Genomic DNA, 16,957 nt, shown 5'->3' with positions numbered 1-16,957 from the left:
CCAGCCCGCCCGGCGCTCGAGGACAACCCACCACCGGACCGGCCCATCCCAGCCTGCCCGGCGCCCATCCCAGCCCGCCCGGCGCCCAATCCAGCCCGTCCGGCGATTGAGGACAACCGGCCGCCCGGACAGACCCAATTCAGCCCGCCCGGCGCTCGAGGACAACCCACCCACCGGACAGACCCAATTCAGCCCGTCCGGCGATTGAGGACGACCGCCCGCCCGGACGTACCCGGCCACCAACGCACGGCCCTCACCCCCACGGCCCCCAGCCGGGAGGCGCCTACGCGTCCTTGAGCTCCTGGCGCTGGCGGCCGAGCCCCTCGACCTCCAGCTCCACCACATCACCGGCCCGCAGGAACGGCTTCGGCTCCGGTTGCCCGAGCGCGACGCCCGCCGGCGTACCCGTGTTGATGACGTCCCCGGGGTACAGCGTCATGAACTGGCTGACGTACCGCACCACCTCCGCCACCGGGAAGATCTGGTCGCCGGTCGTGCCGTTCTGCTTCAGCTCGCCGTTCACCCAGAGCCTGAGCGAGAGCGCCTGCGGGTCCGGCACCTCGTCCGCCGTCACCAGCCACGGGCCCAGCGGGTTGAACGTCTCGCAGTTCTTGCCCTTGTCCCAGGTGCCGCCGCGCTCGATCTGGAACTCGCGCTCCGAGACGTCGTGCGAGACCGCGTATCCCGCGACGTACGACAGCGCGTCCTCGTCGTCCTCCAGATAGCGGGCCGTACGTCCGATCACGACCGCGAGCTCGACCTCCCAGTCGGTCTTGCGACTGCGGCGCGGTACGAGCACGGTGTCGTAGGGCCCGACGACCGTGTCGGCCGCCTTGAAGAACACCACCGGCTCGGCCGGAGCCTCCGCGCCCGTCTCGGCGGCGTGGTCGTGGTAGTTCAGCCCGATGCACACGACCTTGCCGATACGGGCGAGCGGCGCCCCGGTACGCAGGCCGTCGGCGTCCAGTACGGGCAGCTCACCGGCGTCCGCCGCGGCCCGTATCCGGGCGAGCGCCGGCGCGTCGGCGAGCAGCTCCCCGTCGATGTCCGTGACGAGGCCGGACAGGTCGCGCAGCGTCGTCCCGTCCTTGTCGAGCAGAGCCGGGCGCTCGGCGCCCGTCGTACCGACTCGCAGCAGCTTCATGGTCAATCTCCCCTGGTCGAGTGGGAAATCCGGCCAATGGGGCTCCCTGCCGGAGGCAGGGGACGGGTGGCGGCCATCGGGAGGATCGAAGGATTGGCTGATCCTCCAAGACAGCGGACCACTCCGCAAGACCCCGTTCACAACCTGGACCTCCCCCACGGCCTCAACGGCGTGCGGGGATCCCCGTCCCGGCGGTGGCAAGCGCGCTCGCGGCGGGCATGTCCCGGTAGAGGAAGGCCCGCTCGACCGCCGTCCAGGTCGTGCTGGTGACCACATAGAGCGCGGCGGCCAGCGGCACCCAGGCCACGGTCAGGAGCGTGGCGAAGGAGAGCAGCGGCATGACCTTCGTCATCGCGCCCATCGCGCCCATGCCCGGCATCTGCTGGTCGGACATCATGGGCGCGGCCGCCATCTGACGCTTCGTACGCCGGTAGTTGAAGGTGGCCACGGCGGCGACGATCGCGAACAGCGCGACGTACACCAGTCCCGCGCCGCCGAAGACCCCGCCGTGCGCGAGCGCGTCCGACCAGCGGTCGCCGAGGGGTGCGGCGCCGAGCGTGTGGCTGAGCAGACCGTTCGGCCCGCCGCCGATCCGCGTGCTGGAGAACAGGTGGTACATCAGGAAGAACGCCGGCAGCTGCAGCAGGCTCGGCAGGCACCCGGAGAGCGGCGAGACCTTCTCCTTCGCGTGCAGTTCCATGAGCGCCTTCTGCATCCGCTCCGGGTCCTTGCCGTGCTTCTTGCGCAGCTCGGCTATCTGGGGCGAGAGCCTGGCCTTGGCCTTCTGGCCGCGGGCGGCCGCCCGGGAGAGCGGATGAACGGCGAGCCGCACGAGCGCGGTGAAGACGATGATCGCGGCGGCCGTGGCGGACGCGTGGAAGAGCGGCTGGAGCAGGTCGGCGAGGTGTGCGACCAGGCTGGCGAAAACGGACATGGGTGAGCCCTCCGAGGGTCTCGTCGTGCCGGGATGAGGACATGGCGGCATGACGACCCGCGAGGGGTGTTTCGAGGGGGTTTGTGCGAGTTGGGGTTCCCCTACGCGGCCGTCAGGAGGGAACGGCCGGGTGCTCGGGGCCGGGTCCGGCCCTTGGCGTCGGGGTCGCGCTGCGGCAGGAACGCGGTGCGTTGCTCACGGTCGCGGATGGCGGTGCGGACCCGGGTGCGTGGCACGGCAGGCGCGCAGCGCGCGCTGATGACGGCGCAGACGACGAGCGCGGAACCGGCGGCAGCGGTGGCGGTCGCGGCGAGCGCCACCGCGGCGGAGAGGCTGCCGCCGTCGATCAGGAGCACTTCGACGAGGAGGAGGATCAGCAGCGCGGCGGGCCGGAACAGCCGCATCGGACGACCGGTCATGCTCCCCCCTCACTCACGCACTCGTCGAATTCGAACCTCCAGCCGTTATACACGATCGGCCTCGGGGAGCGGATCCTCCGCAAGTACGTCCTGGTCCGGCCGCGGATCACGATCAGCCGGACCCGCGTACGTCACCGCCGGCGCCACGACCAGGTTGGCCGCGAGCGCGACGATCCCCGCGTTCACTCCCCACACCGGATCGTGCCCGGCGAAGACCAGCACGCAGACGATCGCCACTCCGGCCGCGAGCCCGCTCACGGCGCCGGCGAGGGTCAGCCGCCGCCAGGTCGGACCGGGCAGCAGCATCGGCAGGAGCTGCGCCATCCCTTCGTACGAGACGAGGGAGAGCCGTACGAGCGTGGTGGGCGCGGTGTACGTCATCAGCAGCGCGATCCCGCCCGCCGCCACGACGACGGCCTGCGCCGCGCCCTTCTGCCGCCGTCGCAGCCACGGCGCGAGCGAGAGGACGCTCCGCCCCCACATCGACGCGGTTCACCAGCGGCAGCGCGCCGACGAAGAAGACGTACGGAACGAGCGGCCACAGCAGTTGAGGACGGCGTTTGAGCACGTCCGGGACCCTAGCGCGGTCGCATCGACGTCAACTTCGCCCACACGACAAGCCGGTACTTGGAGGTGTACTCCGGCGTGCAGGTGGTGAGGGTGAGGTAGTACCCGGGTGCGCTGTACCCGGCACCGGTATTCACCATGCTGCGCGGCACCGCCGCGATCACCCCCGTATCCCGGCTCGAGGTCTGCGCCACTCCCTTGTCCACCACATACATATAGACCCCCTCCCGGGTCTCGACCCGGACCTCGTCGCCGCCCCTCAGCCGGTTGATGTACCGGAAGGGCTCCCCGTGCGTATTGCGGTGCCCGGCGACGGCGAAGTTCCCGGCCTCACCGGGCTGGGCGGTCTGCGGATAGTGCCCGACGTACCCCTTGTCGAGTACGCCCTTCCTCCCGATGCCCTGGGCGACGGGCGCGACGACGCCGAGCCGTGGGATGCGGAGGACGGCGTAGGCCTGGTCCCAGCGGGGAGTGCGGACGGCGGCTCCGCGGGCGGGCGACGAGCCGGGCACTTCGGTCGCCGTACCGGTCCCGCTCTCCCCGGCGGCGGGCGTCCCGGCCGGAACGGGCTCGCCGGGCACCTCGACGGACGGAGCCTCCCCTCCCCTTTCTCTCCCCCACTCCCGCTCCAGGGCCTGGACCTTGTGCTCCGCGCCCTGCCGGGCCTGCCGGTTGGTCCACCACAGCTGATGTACGACGAGGAGGAGTACGACGACCCCGAGCGTGACGGTGACCTCGGCGCTCGTCCACAGCCCACGGGCGAACGTGGCCCGCCGCCGCGAGCCGCGCCCCTGCGCCACAACCGGTATCCGTTCCCGTTCTCTCTCCCGCTGCCGCACGGCGGCACGATAGGTGCCGGCCCGTCAACTCACCAGACCCACGGCCTCCTACGATGGCGCCGCATGAGTCCCTTCTGGTTCCTGACCCTCGTGCCCTTCCTCGCCGGCCTTGCCATCTGCGCCGTACAAGGCACGAACTACATCCTGGCGGAGCTCGTACGCAGCACCGGCCGCAGCGCGCTCGGCACCGTGACCGGCCACATAGCCACGCGCGAGGCCTCCTACTCCACGGCCCATCCGGTCGTGCGCTGGACGACGGACGACGGTACGGAGGTCGAGCAGCCGCTGATCGACAGCAGCGGCAGCCCGCACCGGCTCCCCGAGGGCTCACAGGTCCGCGTCCTCTACACCCCGCACAACCCGCAACACGCCCAGATCGACTCGCCGGCCGCCCGCTCCTCGGCGCTCCTCACGCTGGCGCTGGGCACGGCGCTCTGGCTCGGATCGCTCATGGCCGTACTCGTGAGAATCGGCGCATCCCTGTGAACCGCCGTACAGCAGTACGGTGTCCACCATGCGCCCCGACACGCCTGCTGACCACACCGCCGAAGCCGAGCGCCTGCTGCGTACCGCGGACCGGTACCCCGAGGACCATGAGCCGCTGCTGCTCCAGGCCGCGGCCCACCTGGAACTGGCGGGCGACCGCGAACACGCCTCCACCCTCTACGACCGCCTGCTCGCGATCGGCCCCGAGCACCCACTGCTGATCAAGGCCCTCCAGGCGGCGAACCTCTGGGAGTACGGCCACGAGGCGGAGGCCCGCGCCCTGATCACCGGCATCCGCACGGCGGCCCCGGCGGACCCGGCGCCCTGGGAGATCGTGGCGGAGACGCTGGAGTCCCACGACGAGCTCGAGGCGTCCCACGACTGCTTCACCACGGCCCTCACGCTGCTCCTCCCCCCGGGAGAGGACGAGGTCCCCTACGCGACCCAGTCCCTCCTCACGGGCCGCCACCGCGTCCGCCGCCTCCTGGGCCTGCCGCACGACGAGTGGGACGCCCAGGCCGACTCGGTCCACACGTCCCACACGGCGGACATCTCGCTGGACGAACTCCACGACCCGAAGCGCCTGTGGGCCCTGGGCTCGGAAAACCCGGCAGAACTCCAGGCCGAAATCGCCCGCCTGAGGTCCGAACTGGGCTCGTTCCGCTCGGCCCTGTCGCGTCCGTTCCCGGTGGCGGTGCTCCACTGGCCGGAGGACGAACTGAACGAACTCCTCGCGGCGTACCCCGAGTTGGAGTCGGAGTACCCGACCCGGACGGCCCACCTCACGGACATCGAGGCCTCGATGCGGGACCTGTCCTCGACGGGCACGGAGAACCTGGGCATCGTGACGGCGACGGTCCCGTCGTACGAGGCGTTCGCGGCCTCGGAACAGTCCTCACCGGCGAACGCGGACCTGCTCCCGCAGTACGCAACGACACTGGCGGCAAGGGGCCGGGCGGTGGCATGGCCGCCGTCGAAGGGGGCGGCGTGCTGGTGCGGGTCGGGGGCGGTGTACCGGGACTGCCACGGGGGAGCAGTTTCGTGACTGTTCCTGGAGAACCCAGGATCGGGTCCGTAAAGCCATGAGTCTGCCTCGAACTGATCCACGAACGTCAACCAGTTGACATCATGTGCTCATGGCTAGTGAGTCGAAGCAGGTTATGTTTGGCACCCCCGACGGCGTCTCTGAGGGCGACTGGTTCAAGGGACACAACGACCTCCACGCTGTCGGGTTGCACCGATTTCTCGGCCGCGGCATCTCCGGGACGGCCAAGACAGGCGCCGACTCCATCGTCCTCTCCGGTGGATATATAGACGACAAAGATGATGGCGCCGAAATCATCTACACCGGCGAAGGCGGTCGGGACCGGGACACCGGCCATATGGTTGCCGATCAGTCGCTGACCGACGAGGGAAATGCGGCGCTGGTTGTATCGCAGGGCCTTGGCTATCCAGTTCGCGTGATCGAAGGACTGGAGATCAAGGGAAAGACCCGGCGGCGAGCAACTGGCGGTTACCGGTATCGCGGCCTCTACCAAGTGGCAGACCATTGGATTACCGAGGGGAAGGAAGGCTTCTACGTCTGCAGCTTTCAGCTCCTCAAACTCGCTCCAGGCGAAGAGGCGAAGCCGCAGTCGGTGGACCCTGACGCGGGCGAGGACACCGATCTCGAGGAGGAGGTGCGGCGGTACGTCGCACATAATCGCCTGGCGCGGGACTCAAAGGTGGCTCGTGAGATCAAGGCTCTGCATAACAACACCTGCCAGATATGTGGCCTTCGGCTTGTTATTTCACCGATGGGCGAGGCATACGCTGAAGCCGCACATATACAGGCCTTGGGGAAACCACACTTCGGGCGCGACCGACTCCAGAATGTCCTCTGCCTGTGCCCCAACTGTCACACTCGGTTTGATCGTGGAGCGCTTCACATAACCGACGAGTTCAAGGTCATCGATAGCCTGACCGGCAAGTTCGTCTCGGAGCTAAGGCGTATCAAGTCCCACAACATAGGTGTGGAGTTCATCCAGAAGCACAGGGCGCGATGGCAGGATCGCTCGATCTAGCACTTGCGGGAATTACCCCTGCAACTCTTCCACCTTCCCCAGCTCAGACTCGAAGTGCACTTGGGCGCGATCCAGCACCTCGTCCGGGTCGCAGCCGTGGGCTCGGAGCCAGTGGAGTAGGTCGGCGATCAGCTCGATCGCCGCCTCCTCAGCGACAGCCGCGCTCAGGCGGCCCGAGACGGTCGGCAGCGGATGGCGAGCAGCGCCGTAGAGCGCGAGGTATTCCTCGGCGTGTGCCACTCGCGGACCGCCGGTGTGGCCGTTCGGGTCGATGAGATCCGTAGCCAACTCACACCACACCACCTTGGAGTCCGCCCGAAGGATCACACCCCAGCGGTCGGTGACGGCGTCGACGAGCGTCATTCCACGCCCCGACTCCGCCTCGCGTTCTGCGCTGAGCAGAGTGGGCAGCGCTCGCGCGTCTGGGTCGTGCAGCTCGATACGGAGGCGGGTGCCGCTCATGGAAACCGCGAGCGTGGCAGGCGTGCCAATGCCCACATGGTTGATGACGTTAGATGTCAGTTCTGTGACGCAAATCTGAGCCGAGTCGACCAGCTCCGGCAGGCCCCACAGCGTCAGGTGTAGCCGCAACACATTGCGCAAACCCGCGATCTCGCTTGGCTCTGCCTCGAAGGACAGGTCCCAAGGTTTCCGCCTGACGCAGTCACTCGCGTAGTTCATTTTGGCTTGCCTCCCAGTGCAGAGCTGCACGGCCCTAACTGGCGCCGCAGAACGAGCCGTTCAGGACTGACCGTAGGGCTACAACTACAGCGGGTGCAATCCACTCGGGGAAAATTACACCCAACGTGGTTGCGAACCCTCCTTGATCGGACCCAAACTGTGCGTGCATCTAGGGAGGGCGCAGGGTGACGCAAGAGCAGGCACCGCAAGGCAACCGTGCTTCCACTGTGCTGGGACGCCGTCTTGGCGGAGAGCTATACAAACTCCGTGTGGCCGCCGGGCTGACCCAGACGCAAGCGGCCAAGGCTCTGAGTGCGTCCACCGGGAAGGTCGCCAAGATGGAGAGCGGTTGGGTTCCGATGCGTGACCCCGATATCCGCGCTCTGTGTGAGCTATACGGCGCCAAGGACCCTCAGGCGACCCAGCACCTGTTGACGTTGGCCGCGACCGACCGGGATCGCCGCAAGGCACTCGGCTGGTGGAACCAGTACCCGGAACTCCGCTCGCTGGTCGAGTACGTCGCCCTGGAAGACGTCGCAACCTCGGTCAGGACCTGGCAACTGGCCTTTGTGCCAGGCCTCTTCCAGACACCTGACTACGCACGGGCGCTGGCTGTCGGCAGCGCCGCGTGGGAGGACCCGGACGAGATCGAACGGTTCGTGGAAGCCAAGGTCGCCCGCCAATCGCGCCTCAAGGGCGAGTCGCCGCTGCGTATCTGGGCCATCGTCGCCGAGGGAGCGCTGCGCCAACTCGTAGGAGGACGCGATGTCATGCGCGTCCAGCTCGACCACCTCGTCCGTACCGCCCAGCTACCCAACGTGAAACTTCAGGTCCTGCCCTGCTTGGCTGGGGCCCATCCTGGGATGACCAGCGCGTTCAACATTGTTTCGTTCGCCGAATCCGGCGCAATGGACGTGGTCTACATGGACACGACTTCATCTACCCTGTGGCTGGAGAGCGAGAAGGATGCGGCTCACCACGGAACCCTCTTCGACCGTATCGCCCGGCTCTCACTGGCGCAGCATGACTCACGCGCCCTGATCGAGAGCATCCGCAAGGAGATGTGACCATGCCCGCCTTCGAGTTCGCGAAGTCCAGCTACAGCAGCGGCAACGGTGAGTGCGTCGAGGTGGCGACCAACATCGTCGGCCTCGTGGCAGTGCGCGACTCGAAGCTTCCGGAGGGGCCTGTCGTTCGGTTCCCGGCCAGGGCATGGAACGAGTTCGTCCGCCAGGCAATCGCACGCTGAGCTGGGGCGCTGCACCCGCGCCCGCGCAGTCGTGCTTCGTGGCTCAGGTCAGGGCCTCCAGTTACGCCGAGAGCGCGCTCTCACCGACGGGTGGGAGGGTGCGCGTGTCCGGGGTCAGTTCAGAGCGTCGATGGCTTTCACGATCAGCGCGCGTGCCGCCTGCCCGTACACGGCCATGCTCCGTAGCTCTTCGAAGGCCTTCAGGTACAAGGCGATCTCGGCCGGTTGCGTGATCGTGACGCGGGCGGACCGCAGCTCCACCGACACGACGCTGTCGTCGTACATGTGAAACGTTCCGCGTGGCCAGTGCTTCCGCTCCGCGGTGGCCATCGGGATCACTCCGAGCGACACCGAAGGCAGCCCGCCGGCGGTCAGGAGGTGGCCGAGCTGGGCAGCCATCGCTTCCACTCCCCCGTCGCGTGCAGGCCGGGGTTACCCCATGTCCAGCGCGTCCGGCTCGAAGGGGGCGCCGTGCCCCATGTCGTGTACGCCGATTCCACGGTGCCCGGAATCCGGCCGCAGGAAGCCGGACCGGGCGAGCGTCACCGCCGCCACACCGACGCGTGCGCCGCCGCGAAGTCGGCGAAGGAGCGCGGTGATTGGCCCGTGACCTCCTCCACCGCAGGGCTGACGCGGTCCTCCGAGCCCTTGGCGATGGACCAGTCCATGCCCGCCAGCACGGCGGCGAATCCCCCGGGCATCCCGGTGGCCGCCAGCCGGTCCCGCATCGCTTCGTACGAAACGCCGCGGTGGTGGATCGGACGGCCGGCGACGGCGGAGACGACAGCGGCGACATCGGCGTAACTCAGCGCCTCGGGGCCGGTGATGAGGTGGGCGGTGTTGTGCGGGCGCTCGTCCGCCAGTGCCCGTACGCCGACCTCCGCGATGTCCTGGACGTCGACGAAACCGATCCGTCCGTCGTCGGCGGCCGTCACGATCTCGTCGTGGTCGCGGATGCTCCCGGCGTGGAGGTGATCGCCGGTGAAGTTCTGCATGAACCAGGAGGGTTGGAGCACCGCCCACTCCGGGAACTGTTCGCGGACGGCCCGGTGGACCTCGCCCAGTCCGCCGTCCGTCTCGGCGATGGCCGAGGAGCTGAGCAGCACCACGCGGCGGACTCCGGCCCGTCGCGCCTGCCGCAGGAACGGGAGCATGGGCGCGGCGGGGTCGGGGGCCGTCATGGGCGCTACGAGGTAGACGCGGCGTACGCCGTCCAGCGCGGCGCCGTGGGTCGAGGTGTCCTCCCAGTCGAAGCGCACGCCCTCGACACCTTCGGCGGAGGCGGGGGCGGGCCGTCTGGCGGCCGCTCGGACGGGGAAGCCGGCGGCGGCCAGCCCGGACACGATCCGGCGGCCGGTGTTGCCGGTGCCGCCGGTCACCAGGACTGTTTCCTTCGTGGTCATGCCGATGCCCCCTGCGCCCCGGAACCCGCGAACGGGGCGTCGCCGCCGCCCGCGACGTCCAGAGCGACCAGCGGGTTCCAGTAGTCCCGGTAGCGGGTGATGAGACCGTCCTTGACGGTGACGACCACGACGTACGACATCTCGAACGGCTTACCGGTGGCCACCGCCCGCCCCTCGGCACGCATCTCGACTATGACGACCTCGGGGTCCTCGGTCCGGTGCACCTCGAGGTACGGGAAACCGGCGAGGTCGACGTGGTCCGGGTAGTGAGCCATATAGGCGTGGACCGCGGACTTGCCCTCCAGGAGGCGCGGGGCGCCGGGCGGGGCGAAGGGGAACTCGCAGACGCCGTCCTCGGCCCACAGCTCCACCCATGCCTCGATGTCCTTGGCCAGGAGGAGTTCCAGTCCGCGCCGGAAGACTCCGGAAGGCGTGGTGTCCGTCATGGTGGGTTCCTTTCGTACGGTCGGCAAGGTCCGCGCTAATATGCGGACCGTTGGTCCGGATTCAATATACGGACCGACAGTCCGTTTTACTAGTCCGTGGAGGAACCGTGCCACCCGCACGCAAGGAACGAGCCGACGCCATCCGCAACCGGGAGGCCGTACTGGCCGCAGCGGCACGCCTGTTCACCGAGCGCGGCGACCCCGACCGCGTCTCCATGGACGACATCGCCGCGGCCGCAGGAGTCGGCAAGGGCACGCTCTTCCGCCGTTTCGGCGACCGCGTCGGACTCGTCAAAGCCCTCGTCGAGCAGCGCACCGAACAACTGCGGGCCGATGTCGTCGCGGGCCCCCCGCCGCTCGGCCCCGGCGCCCAGGCCGGCGAACGCGTCCTCGCCCTCCTCGACGCCCTGCTGCGCCTGAAGCTCGACACCCGTCCACTGATGCTCGCCCTGGAGAGCGCGGGCAGCGGCAGCCCGTATCTGAACGACACCTACGCGCTGTGGCACGCGCAGCTCGCCTCGCTCCTGGCCGAGGTCCGCGGCGAGCGGGACGCCGACTTCCTCGCGCACGCCCTGCTGGCCGCCGTACGCAGCGACCTCATCGAGCACCTCACGGCGGACGGCACCTCACCGCAGCAGATCCACGACGGAGTTGCCGCTCTCGCCCGCGCCGTCCTGGCGGCGCCCGCACCGGGCGAGGCGTAGGAAAGATACGCATACTTTCATCACAATTACGCGACGTTCCACGACATTTACGCCGCACAGCCTCAAACGGAATGCCATTCTCAGCCCCTCGGTTCAGAACCATCTGCCTTGGGGGGCACATGTCAGGGAGTGGAAGTTCGCGCACGAACAGCGCGATCGCGGCCTGCGCCGTGGTGCTGGCGGCCGGGCTCGTGGGGTGTGGGGGCACTTCCGACGATGCCAAGCCCGCCGGGTCCACAACGAGCGCGGCGGCGAAGAAGGCGCCGGCGGCGACGCCTTCGCCCGAGTCGGCTCTCACACTGGTCGATGACGAGGAGAGCGCCGACTCCGCGAAGCCGGTCGTGGTGAAGGTGCTGGACAACGACACGCTCACCCGCAAGGGCGGTACACCGGGCGACCTTGAAGTCGCGCTGAATTCCGGCGAGTTCACGATCAGCCTGGCCACCCTGCCGGGTCACGGCACCGCGAAGGTCGACGGGTCCACCGTCGTCTATACGTCCGCCCAGGGGTACGGCGGCGCGGACGAGTTCATGTACCAGGTGGAAGCGAAGGGCTCGCAGCCGCCGACCGGGACCGCCGTCGTACGGATCACCGTGGCCGCGCCCACGCCGACACCCACTCCCACGCCGGCGAAGGCGAAGGCGAAGGCGCCCGCGCCGCCCAAGGCCTATTACGCCAACTGCGACGCCGCACGGGCCGCCGGCGCCGCTCCCGTTCACGAAGGAGACCCCGGCTACGCGCCGCACCTCGACCGGGACGGCGACGGCGTCGGCTGCGAGCCGTACAGCGGCGGTACGTCCGGAGGCAGTGGAAGCGGCGGAGGCAGTGGAGGCAGCAGCGGAGGCGGGTCCGGGGACACGTACTACGCGAACTGCGCCGCCGCACGGGCCGCCGGTGCCGCTCCCGTTCATGCCGGGGATCCCGGTTACGGGCGGCATCTCGACCGCGACGGCGACGGCGTCGGCTGTGAGTGATCCGCGTGCGGAGAGTCCCGGGCGGACCGCACCGCATTCCCGGTAGTCACCCGCCGGGGGCAATCGAGCGCGCGACTACCGGGAATGGGCATCGCCGCGGCGGCCGGGGACGGGCCACGGCCGCCGCAGGTTCATGGTGGGAGCACGGAGAATGAGAAACGGATGAGAAATAGGGTGCACGGTTTATGAAGGACGGATTAATTCCGCGGTCATTGAGACGTCCTTCACATGTCTTTCGGACCGGTGGAGTCAGGCCGCCTTCTTGATGAGCTTGCCGTCCGCCGCGATCACGAACCACTCCCCGTCCAGGCCCTGGCCGTTCACGTCCCCGGGTGTCGCGTCGCCCACGTAGTAGTACAGCGGCCAGTCCCCGTACATCGCCTGTTCCGCGCCCTCGCCGAGCTTCGTCTCCTTCAGCAGGGCGGCGTCGGTGCCGGCGCCCGCCGTCACGTCCTTCGCGGAGGTGAGGGCCGGCCAGACGGCGATGCAGTCGGCGTCGCAGTTGCTGGCGCCGGGCTTGTCCTTGGTGAATCCGTACAGCGTACGGCCCGAATCGTCGACGAGGATCTTGCCGAGCTCCGAGTCCGCGGTCCTGACGGAGGCGGTGGCCGCGGGCTTCCGCGCGGGCTTGGCCGCGTCGTCCTTGGCGGCGTCCGCCGAGCCGCCGCAGGCCGACAGTGTCAGCAGCGCGGCCGATACGAGCGGTACCGCGAGCAGAGTTGTTTTACGGGTGCTGCGCATGGTCGTTCCCCCGGTTTGATCAGTGGGTGCGAGAGAGTGATGGTTACGCAGGGTTGTACGACGGCAACTGACCCGCGGTTCAAACGAATTCAAGAAATCTTCTTTTGAACGAGCCGACTGCGGGCCCCGTACTCCATCACGACCGGCCCCATACGGAGTCGGTCCCAACGGGAGGATCAAAACAATGCAGAAGCGTTATGCGGCTGTTACCGCCGCCGCAATTGTGCTTGGTGTTGCCGGTGTTACTCCGGCGCTCGCACACGGCGGTCATGACGGGCACGGGGAGCACGCATCAGCCGGCGGCCAGACCTCCGCCGGCAACGCCGACACCTTCACCAAGCCCTCCAGTGGGCACGCCCTCACCTTCGCCGCCCACCTCTCCGGCGCCAACGAGGTGCCGGTCAAGGGCGGGCCCGCCGTGAACGACCCCGACGGCAAGGCCGTTGCCCTCGTCAAGGTCAAGGGCGACCGGGTGACCTTCGCGATGCAGTGGACCGGGTTCGTGCCGAGCCTCGGGCACATTCACCAGGGTGCCGCCGGGCAGAACGGCGATGTGAAGGTCCCGCTCTTCGGTACCGCGATGCCGGACTCCGTCCACTCGGCGGCCGGGCAGGTGGCCATCACCGACGCCGAGCTGGCCAACAGCATCCGCAGCAACCCCTCGGGCTTCTATGTGAACCTGCACAGCGCGGAGTTCCCGGGCGGTGCGGTGCGAGGCCAGTTGAAGCCGCTGCACAAGAACGTCAACCCGCTCGACATCATCAAGGGCGGCAAGCTGCGGGCGCTGTCCAACGGCGACCAGGAAGTCCCGAAGAACGACGCGTCCAAGGTCGGCGACCCGGACGGGCACGCGGTGACGTTCCTGCAGCCGAAGGGGACGAACGTCGACTACTCGCTGGCCTGGGTCAACATCAAGAGCCCCACCAACGGCCACATCCACAAGGGCACGTTCGGGAAGAACGGCGACGTCGTCTTCAACTTCTTCAACCGGCCCGTGCCGGACGGGATCTTCGCGGTCTCCGGAAAGCTGGAGGGGCAGAACGCCGACGTGGTGAAGCGTGTCCGCGCCAACCCGCGGAACTACTACTCCAACATCCACACCGCCGAGTTCCCGGACGGTGCGGTGCGCGGGCAGCTCTTCCACTGAGCCGGGTCGGGCGCCCGCGGGAGGGGTGGCCGCCGATTCCCGGGCGGTCACCCGCCGGGCGTTCGCCCGCCGGTACGGCCACCGCCGGGCGGCCGGCCCGGCCGGGGATGCCGGAGCCGATCGGGCCGGCCCGCGGCCCGGCTCCCGGCCCGTCGGCCCGCAGCCGTACTGAACACTCCCGTCCCGCCGTACGTACTCAACAGCACCTCCCCAGGTGGCTGGGCGCGTGACCGTACGGGTACGGCAGGACCGGTCACGCGCCCAGCGCGTGTGCCACCGTGTAGATGACCAGGCCGGCCAGCGCACCGACCACCGTGCCGTTGATCCGGATGAACTGCAGATCGCGGCCGATGTGCGCCTCGATCTTGCGCGAGGTGTGCTCCGCGTCCCAGCTCGCGACCGTGTCCGAGATCAGCGAGGTGATCTCGGCGCGGTACGTGGTGACCACGTACACCGCCGCGTCCTCGATCCAGCCCTCCAGCTTCGACTGGAGCCGGGTGTCCGTCGCCAGCCGCGCGCCCAGCGTCAGCAACGAGGCACGGGCGCGCAGCCGCAGCTCGCTGTGGTCGTCCTCCGCCGCCGAGATGATCATGCCGCGTACGGACGACCAGACCGAGGCGATCACGTCCTGTACCTCGGAACGGGACAGCAGCTCCGACTTCATACGCTCCACCCGGGCGCGGGTGTCCGTGTCCGACTGGAGGTCGGCCGCGAAGTCGGTGAGGAAGCGGTCGATCGCGCCGCGCGCCGGGTGGCCCGGCATGTCCCGCATCTCGGTGACGAAGCGCATCAACTCCTTGTAGACGCGTTCGCCGACCTTCTTGTCCACGAAGCGCGGGGTCCAGCCGGGCGCCCCGCCCTCGACCGCGTCCATCACCGAGTCCGAGTGCAGGATCAGCCAGTCGTGGGCACGGCCGAGGATCAGGTCGACGGCGCGGTGGTGTGCGCCGTCGGCGACGACCTTCTCCAGGGTCTTGCCGACGCCGGGGGCGATCTCGGCACTGTCGGCGCGGCGGGTGATCGCCTCGCCGACGACCGCCTGGACGTCGGCGTCGCGCAGCACGGTGAGCGCGCCGCGGAGCGCGGTGGACAGCTCGGCGGTGACCCGGTCGGCGTGGGCGGGCTCGGCGAGCCAGCCGCCGAGACGGGCGCCGATGCCGAGGGCGTGCAGCCGGGTCCGTACGACGTCGCCGGAGAGGAAGTTCTCACCGACGAAGGAGCCCAGCGAGGCGCCGAGCTGGTCCTTCTTGTTCGGGATGATCGCGGTGTGCGGGATGGGCAGGCCGAGGGGGTACCGGAAGAGCGCGGTGACGGCGAACCAGTCGGCCAGGGCGCCGACCATGCCGGCCTCGGCGGCGGCGGCGACGTAGCCGGTCCAGGGGCCGGCGCCGGAGTTCCTCGCCCAGGTGGCGAGCGCGAAGATCAGCGCGACGAGGAGGAGGAGCCCGGTCGCGGTCAGCTTCATCCGTCGTACGCCGCGCTGCTTTTCGGCGTCGGCCTCGGTGTAGGCGAAGGAGGGGAGGGCGGTGTGGCGGCGGGGGCCCTGTGCCCGGCCCGCCTGCACCGACCGGCCCGGCTCGGCCGACGGGCTGTCCGGCTGGTCCGCCAAGCCCGGTTGCTCCGCCGAGCCCGGCTCAGCCGCCCGGCTCAGCCGGTCCGGGTCCGCCTGACGCTGCCGGTCCGACTCACGCGGCCGGTCCGGCTCTCCGGCGCGGCCCGGATCGCCCGCCCCGCCCGGCAGTCCTCGCTCTCCCGGCCGTCCCGGCTGATCCGGCTGGCCCGGTTCCGTGCGTTCCATCCGCTCCTCCCGTCCGCGCGCCCCGTACGCATTGTCCCTTCCTCACGTACTCCTGGGGCGCTCATGGAGTTCCCGCGCCATGCCGGATGATGTGCTCATGAACAAACGTCGCGGGTACGCGACCCTCGCCGCACTCACCTCAGTGGTCGCCCTCGTCTCCGGCGCGATATACATCGGCGTGGGGGCCGCCCAGGGCCGGGCCGCCGTCCGTACGGCCGTTCCCGCGCCCGCGGTCTGGGTCGGTACCTGGTCCGCCGCGCCCGCCAAGGCCGCCCCCGCCGTCGGAGGTCACGCCGGCCGGTCCGTACGCAATGTGGTGCACACCAGCATCGGTGGGACCGCCGCCAGGATCACCCTCTCCAACCTCCTCGGCGAACAGCCGCTCAAGATCGCCCAGGTCTCGCTGGCCGTACGCGCGGGCCACGGTCCCGCGGCCGTGCCCGGGACTCTGCGGCGGGTGACGTTCCGGGGCGCGGGTGCCGTCACCGTCGCGGCCGGCGGGCACCGCGTGAGCGACCCGGTCGTGCTCGGGATCCCGTACGACGGCGATCTCCTCGTCACCGTGGCCACCGTCTCCCACGGCGGGCAGGTCACCGTCCACCCGCAGGCGCGCCAGAACTCCTACGTCGCGGACGGCGACCGTACGCAGGACGCCGGCGCAGACGCGTACACCCGACGGACCGGCGCCTGGCAGCACCTCACCGCCGTCGACGTCCTGACCCGGGACGCGCGCGGCGCGGTCGTCGCCATCGGCGACTCGATCACCGACGGGGTCACCTCCACCTCCGATGCCAACCGCCGCTGGCCGGACGTGGTCTCCGACCGGCTCAACCGCCACGGCAGGGACCACTACGGCGTGCTCAACCAGGGCATCAGCGGGAACCGCCTGCTGACCGACGGCCGCGGCCCCAGCACTCTCGCCCGCTTCGACCGCGATGTGCTCGCGCAGGCCGGCGTCAGGACGGTGATCGTCGCGATCGGCATCAACGACTTGCTGCGGGGTACGGACACAGGCGCCGACGGGATCACGGCCGGCTACGCCGAGCTCGCCCGGCAGGCCCACGCGCGGGGCCTCCGCGTGATCGGCGCGACCCTGATGCCCTGCGCCGGGCACCGCCGCTGCACTCCGGCCCTCAATGCCGTACGCGAGAAGGTCAACGCGGCCATCCGCACCGGCCGGATCTTCGACTCGGTCGTCGACTTCGACCGGGCGCTGCGCGATCCGTACGCACCCGACCGGCTGCGCCCGGCGTACGACTCAGGCGACCATCTCCACCCCAGCGACGCCGGCTACGCGCGGATGGCCAGGACGGTGGACCCGGCGCGGCTCTGACGCCGGGGCGTGGCTGTGACGCCCCGGCG

18 protein-coding genes and 2 pseudogenes are annotated in these 16,957 nt (G+C 69.6%); 9 read left to right on the top strand and 11 right to left on the bottom strand.

Annotated features, from left to right (window positions below):
- Window positions 1-283: 283 nt before the first annotated feature.
- The 5 genes and pseudogenes from ACWDZ6_RS25860 to ACWDZ6_RS25840 all read right to left on the bottom strand — a co-directional run bounded on the left by ACWDZ6_RS25860 (window position 284) and on the right by ACWDZ6_RS25840 (window position 3,903).
- Window positions 284-1,144, bottom strand: a complete 861-nt coding sequence (locus tag ACWDZ6_RS25860) for a fumarylacetoacetate hydrolase family protein (protein ID WP_451504738.1) — start codon at window positions 1,142-1,144, stop codon at window positions 284-286.
- 163 nt (window positions 1,145-1,307) lie between these two features.
- On the bottom strand, window positions 1,308-2,078 hold the full coding sequence (locus ACWDZ6_RS25855) for a YidC/Oxa1 family membrane protein insertase (RefSeq protein ID WP_451504737.1): 771 nt from the start codon (window positions 2,076-2,078) through the stop codon (window positions 1,308-1,310).
- Between the two features lie 101 nt (window positions 2,079-2,179).
- Window positions 2,180-2,497 carry a DUF6412 domain-containing protein gene (locus ACWDZ6_RS25850; protein WP_451504736.1) on the bottom strand — a complete coding sequence of 106 codons (318 nt, stop codon included), beginning with the start codon at window positions 2,495-2,497 and terminating at the stop codon, window positions 2,180-2,182.
- Window positions 2,498-2,542: 45 nt separating this feature from the next.
- Window positions 2,543-2,983: pseudogene (locus ACWDZ6_RS25845) on the bottom strand (sodium:solute symporter family protein); the annotation flags it as partial.
- Between the two features lie 92 nt (window positions 2,984-3,075).
- Window positions 3,076-3,903, bottom strand: coding sequence for a class E sortase (locus tag ACWDZ6_RS25840; protein ID WP_451504735.1), 828 nt, complete (start codon window positions 3,901-3,903; stop codon window positions 3,076-3,078).
- A gap of 63 nt (window positions 3,904-3,966) precedes the next feature.
- Between ACWDZ6_RS25840 and ACWDZ6_RS25835 the strand changes: the two genes are divergently transcribed.
- The 3 genes from ACWDZ6_RS25835 (at window position 3,967) to ACWDZ6_RS25825 (ending at window position 6,452) form a co-directional block, all read left to right on the top strand.
- Entirely contained in the window at window positions 3,967-4,389 is a 423-nt protein-coding gene (locus ACWDZ6_RS25835; RefSeq protein ID WP_451504734.1) for a DUF3592 domain-containing protein, read from the top strand.
- 28 nt (window positions 4,390-4,417) lie between these two features.
- Complete coding sequence (locus ACWDZ6_RS25830; protein ID WP_451504733.1) at window positions 4,418-5,434, top strand: SEC-C metal-binding domain-containing protein; 1,017 nt, start codon at window positions 4,418-4,420, stop codon at window positions 5,432-5,434.
- Window positions 5,435-5,525: 91 nt separating this feature from the next.
- Window positions 5,526-6,452: a YDG/SRA domain-containing protein gene (locus ACWDZ6_RS25825; RefSeq protein ID WP_351447652.1), complete on the top strand. Its 927-nt coding sequence runs from the start codon at window positions 5,526-5,528 to the stop codon at window positions 6,450-6,452.
- A gap of 12 nt (window positions 6,453-6,464) precedes the next feature.
- Here ACWDZ6_RS25825 and ACWDZ6_RS25820 read toward each other — a convergent pair whose 3' ends face one another.
- The gene (locus ACWDZ6_RS25820; protein WP_451504732.1) at window positions 6,465-7,133 is read right to left on the bottom strand and encodes an ATP-binding protein; all 669 of its coding nucleotides are present in this window, start codon (window positions 7,131-7,133) and stop codon (window positions 6,465-6,467) included.
- 185 nt (window positions 7,134-7,318) lie between these two features.
- Here ACWDZ6_RS25820 and ACWDZ6_RS25815 point away from each other — a divergent pair, with 185 nt between their 5' ends.
- Together ACWDZ6_RS25815 and ACWDZ6_RS25810 are read left to right on the top strand one after the other, a co-directional pair.
- Entirely contained in the window at window positions 7,319-8,200 is an 882-nt protein-coding gene (locus ACWDZ6_RS25815) for a helix-turn-helix domain-containing protein (protein WP_451504731.1), read from the top strand.
- 2 nt (window positions 8,201-8,202) lie between these two features.
- Window positions 8,203-8,382: a DUF397 domain-containing protein gene (locus ACWDZ6_RS25810; protein ID WP_451504730.1), complete on the top strand. Its 180-nt coding sequence runs from the start codon at window positions 8,203-8,205 to the stop codon at window positions 8,380-8,382.
- A gap of 114 nt (window positions 8,383-8,496) precedes the next feature.
- Here ACWDZ6_RS25810 and ACWDZ6_RS25805 read toward each other — a convergent pair.
- From ACWDZ6_RS25805 to ACWDZ6_RS25795, 3 genes and pseudogenes are all read right to left on the bottom strand, one after another.
- Window positions 8,497-8,796, bottom strand: a pseudogene (locus ACWDZ6_RS25805) (Scr1 family TA system antitoxin-like transcriptional regulator); the annotation flags it as partial.
- A 128-nt stretch (window positions 8,797-8,924) separates the two neighbouring features.
- Entirely contained in the window at window positions 8,925-9,785 is an 861-nt protein-coding gene (locus ACWDZ6_RS25800; protein ID WP_451504729.1) for an NmrA family NAD(P)-binding protein, read from the bottom strand.
- Window positions 9,782-10,231, bottom strand: coding sequence for a nuclear transport factor 2 family protein (locus ACWDZ6_RS25795; protein WP_451504728.1), 450 nt, complete (start codon window positions 10,229-10,231; stop codon window positions 9,782-9,784). Before ACWDZ6_RS25795 ends, ACWDZ6_RS25800 begins: the two co-directional genes overlap by 4 nt.
- Window positions 10,232-10,338: 107 nt before the next feature.
- Between ACWDZ6_RS25795 and ACWDZ6_RS25790 the strand changes: the two genes are divergently transcribed.
- Both ACWDZ6_RS25790 and ACWDZ6_RS25785 read left to right on the top strand, forming a co-directional pair.
- Window positions 10,339-10,935 (top strand): TetR/AcrR family transcriptional regulator, encoded by a 597-nt coding sequence (locus ACWDZ6_RS25790; RefSeq protein ID WP_451504727.1) that lies wholly within the window; start codon window positions 10,339-10,341, stop codon window positions 10,933-10,935.
- A 119-nt stretch (window positions 10,936-11,054) separates the two neighbouring features.
- On the top strand, window positions 11,055-11,909 hold the full coding sequence (locus ACWDZ6_RS25785; protein ID WP_451504726.1) for an excalibur calcium-binding domain-containing protein: 855 nt from the start codon (window positions 11,055-11,057) through the stop codon (window positions 11,907-11,909).
- A gap of 249 nt (window positions 11,910-12,158) precedes the next feature.
- Here the strand turns inward: ACWDZ6_RS25785 and ACWDZ6_RS25780 are convergent, their stop codons facing one another.
- Window positions 12,159-12,650, bottom strand: coding sequence for a COG4315 family predicted lipoprotein (locus ACWDZ6_RS25780; protein WP_451504725.1), 492 nt, complete (start codon window positions 12,648-12,650; stop codon window positions 12,159-12,161).
- A 184-nt stretch (window positions 12,651-12,834) separates the two neighbouring features.
- Between ACWDZ6_RS25780 and ACWDZ6_RS25775 the strand changes: the two genes are divergently transcribed.
- Window positions 12,835-13,797: a CHRD domain-containing protein gene (locus ACWDZ6_RS25775; RefSeq protein ID WP_451504724.1), complete on the top strand. Its 963-nt coding sequence runs from the start codon at window positions 12,835-12,837 to the stop codon at window positions 13,795-13,797.
- Window positions 13,798-14,050: 253 nt separating this feature from the next.
- Here the strand turns inward: ACWDZ6_RS25775 and ACWDZ6_RS25770 are convergent, their stop codons facing one another.
- Window positions 14,051-15,595 (bottom strand): DUF445 family protein, encoded by a 1,545-nt coding sequence (locus tag ACWDZ6_RS25770; RefSeq protein WP_451504723.1) that lies wholly within the window; start codon window positions 15,593-15,595, stop codon window positions 14,051-14,053.
- A gap of 97 nt (window positions 15,596-15,692) precedes the next feature.
- On the opposite strand from ACWDZ6_RS25770, the gene ACWDZ6_RS25765 reads away from it, so the two are divergent.
- Window positions 15,693-16,928: an SGNH/GDSL hydrolase family protein gene (locus ACWDZ6_RS25765; RefSeq protein WP_451504722.1), complete on the top strand. Its 1,236-nt coding sequence runs from the start codon at window positions 15,693-15,695 to the stop codon at window positions 16,926-16,928.
- Window positions 16,929-16,957: the final 29 nt, after the last annotated feature.

The sequence above is a fragment of the Streptomyces sp. NPDC002926 genome (assembly GCF_053591755.1).
The sequence above is the reverse complement of the archived record's forward strand: the minus strand, read 5'-3'. Positions and strand labels throughout refer to the sequence as shown.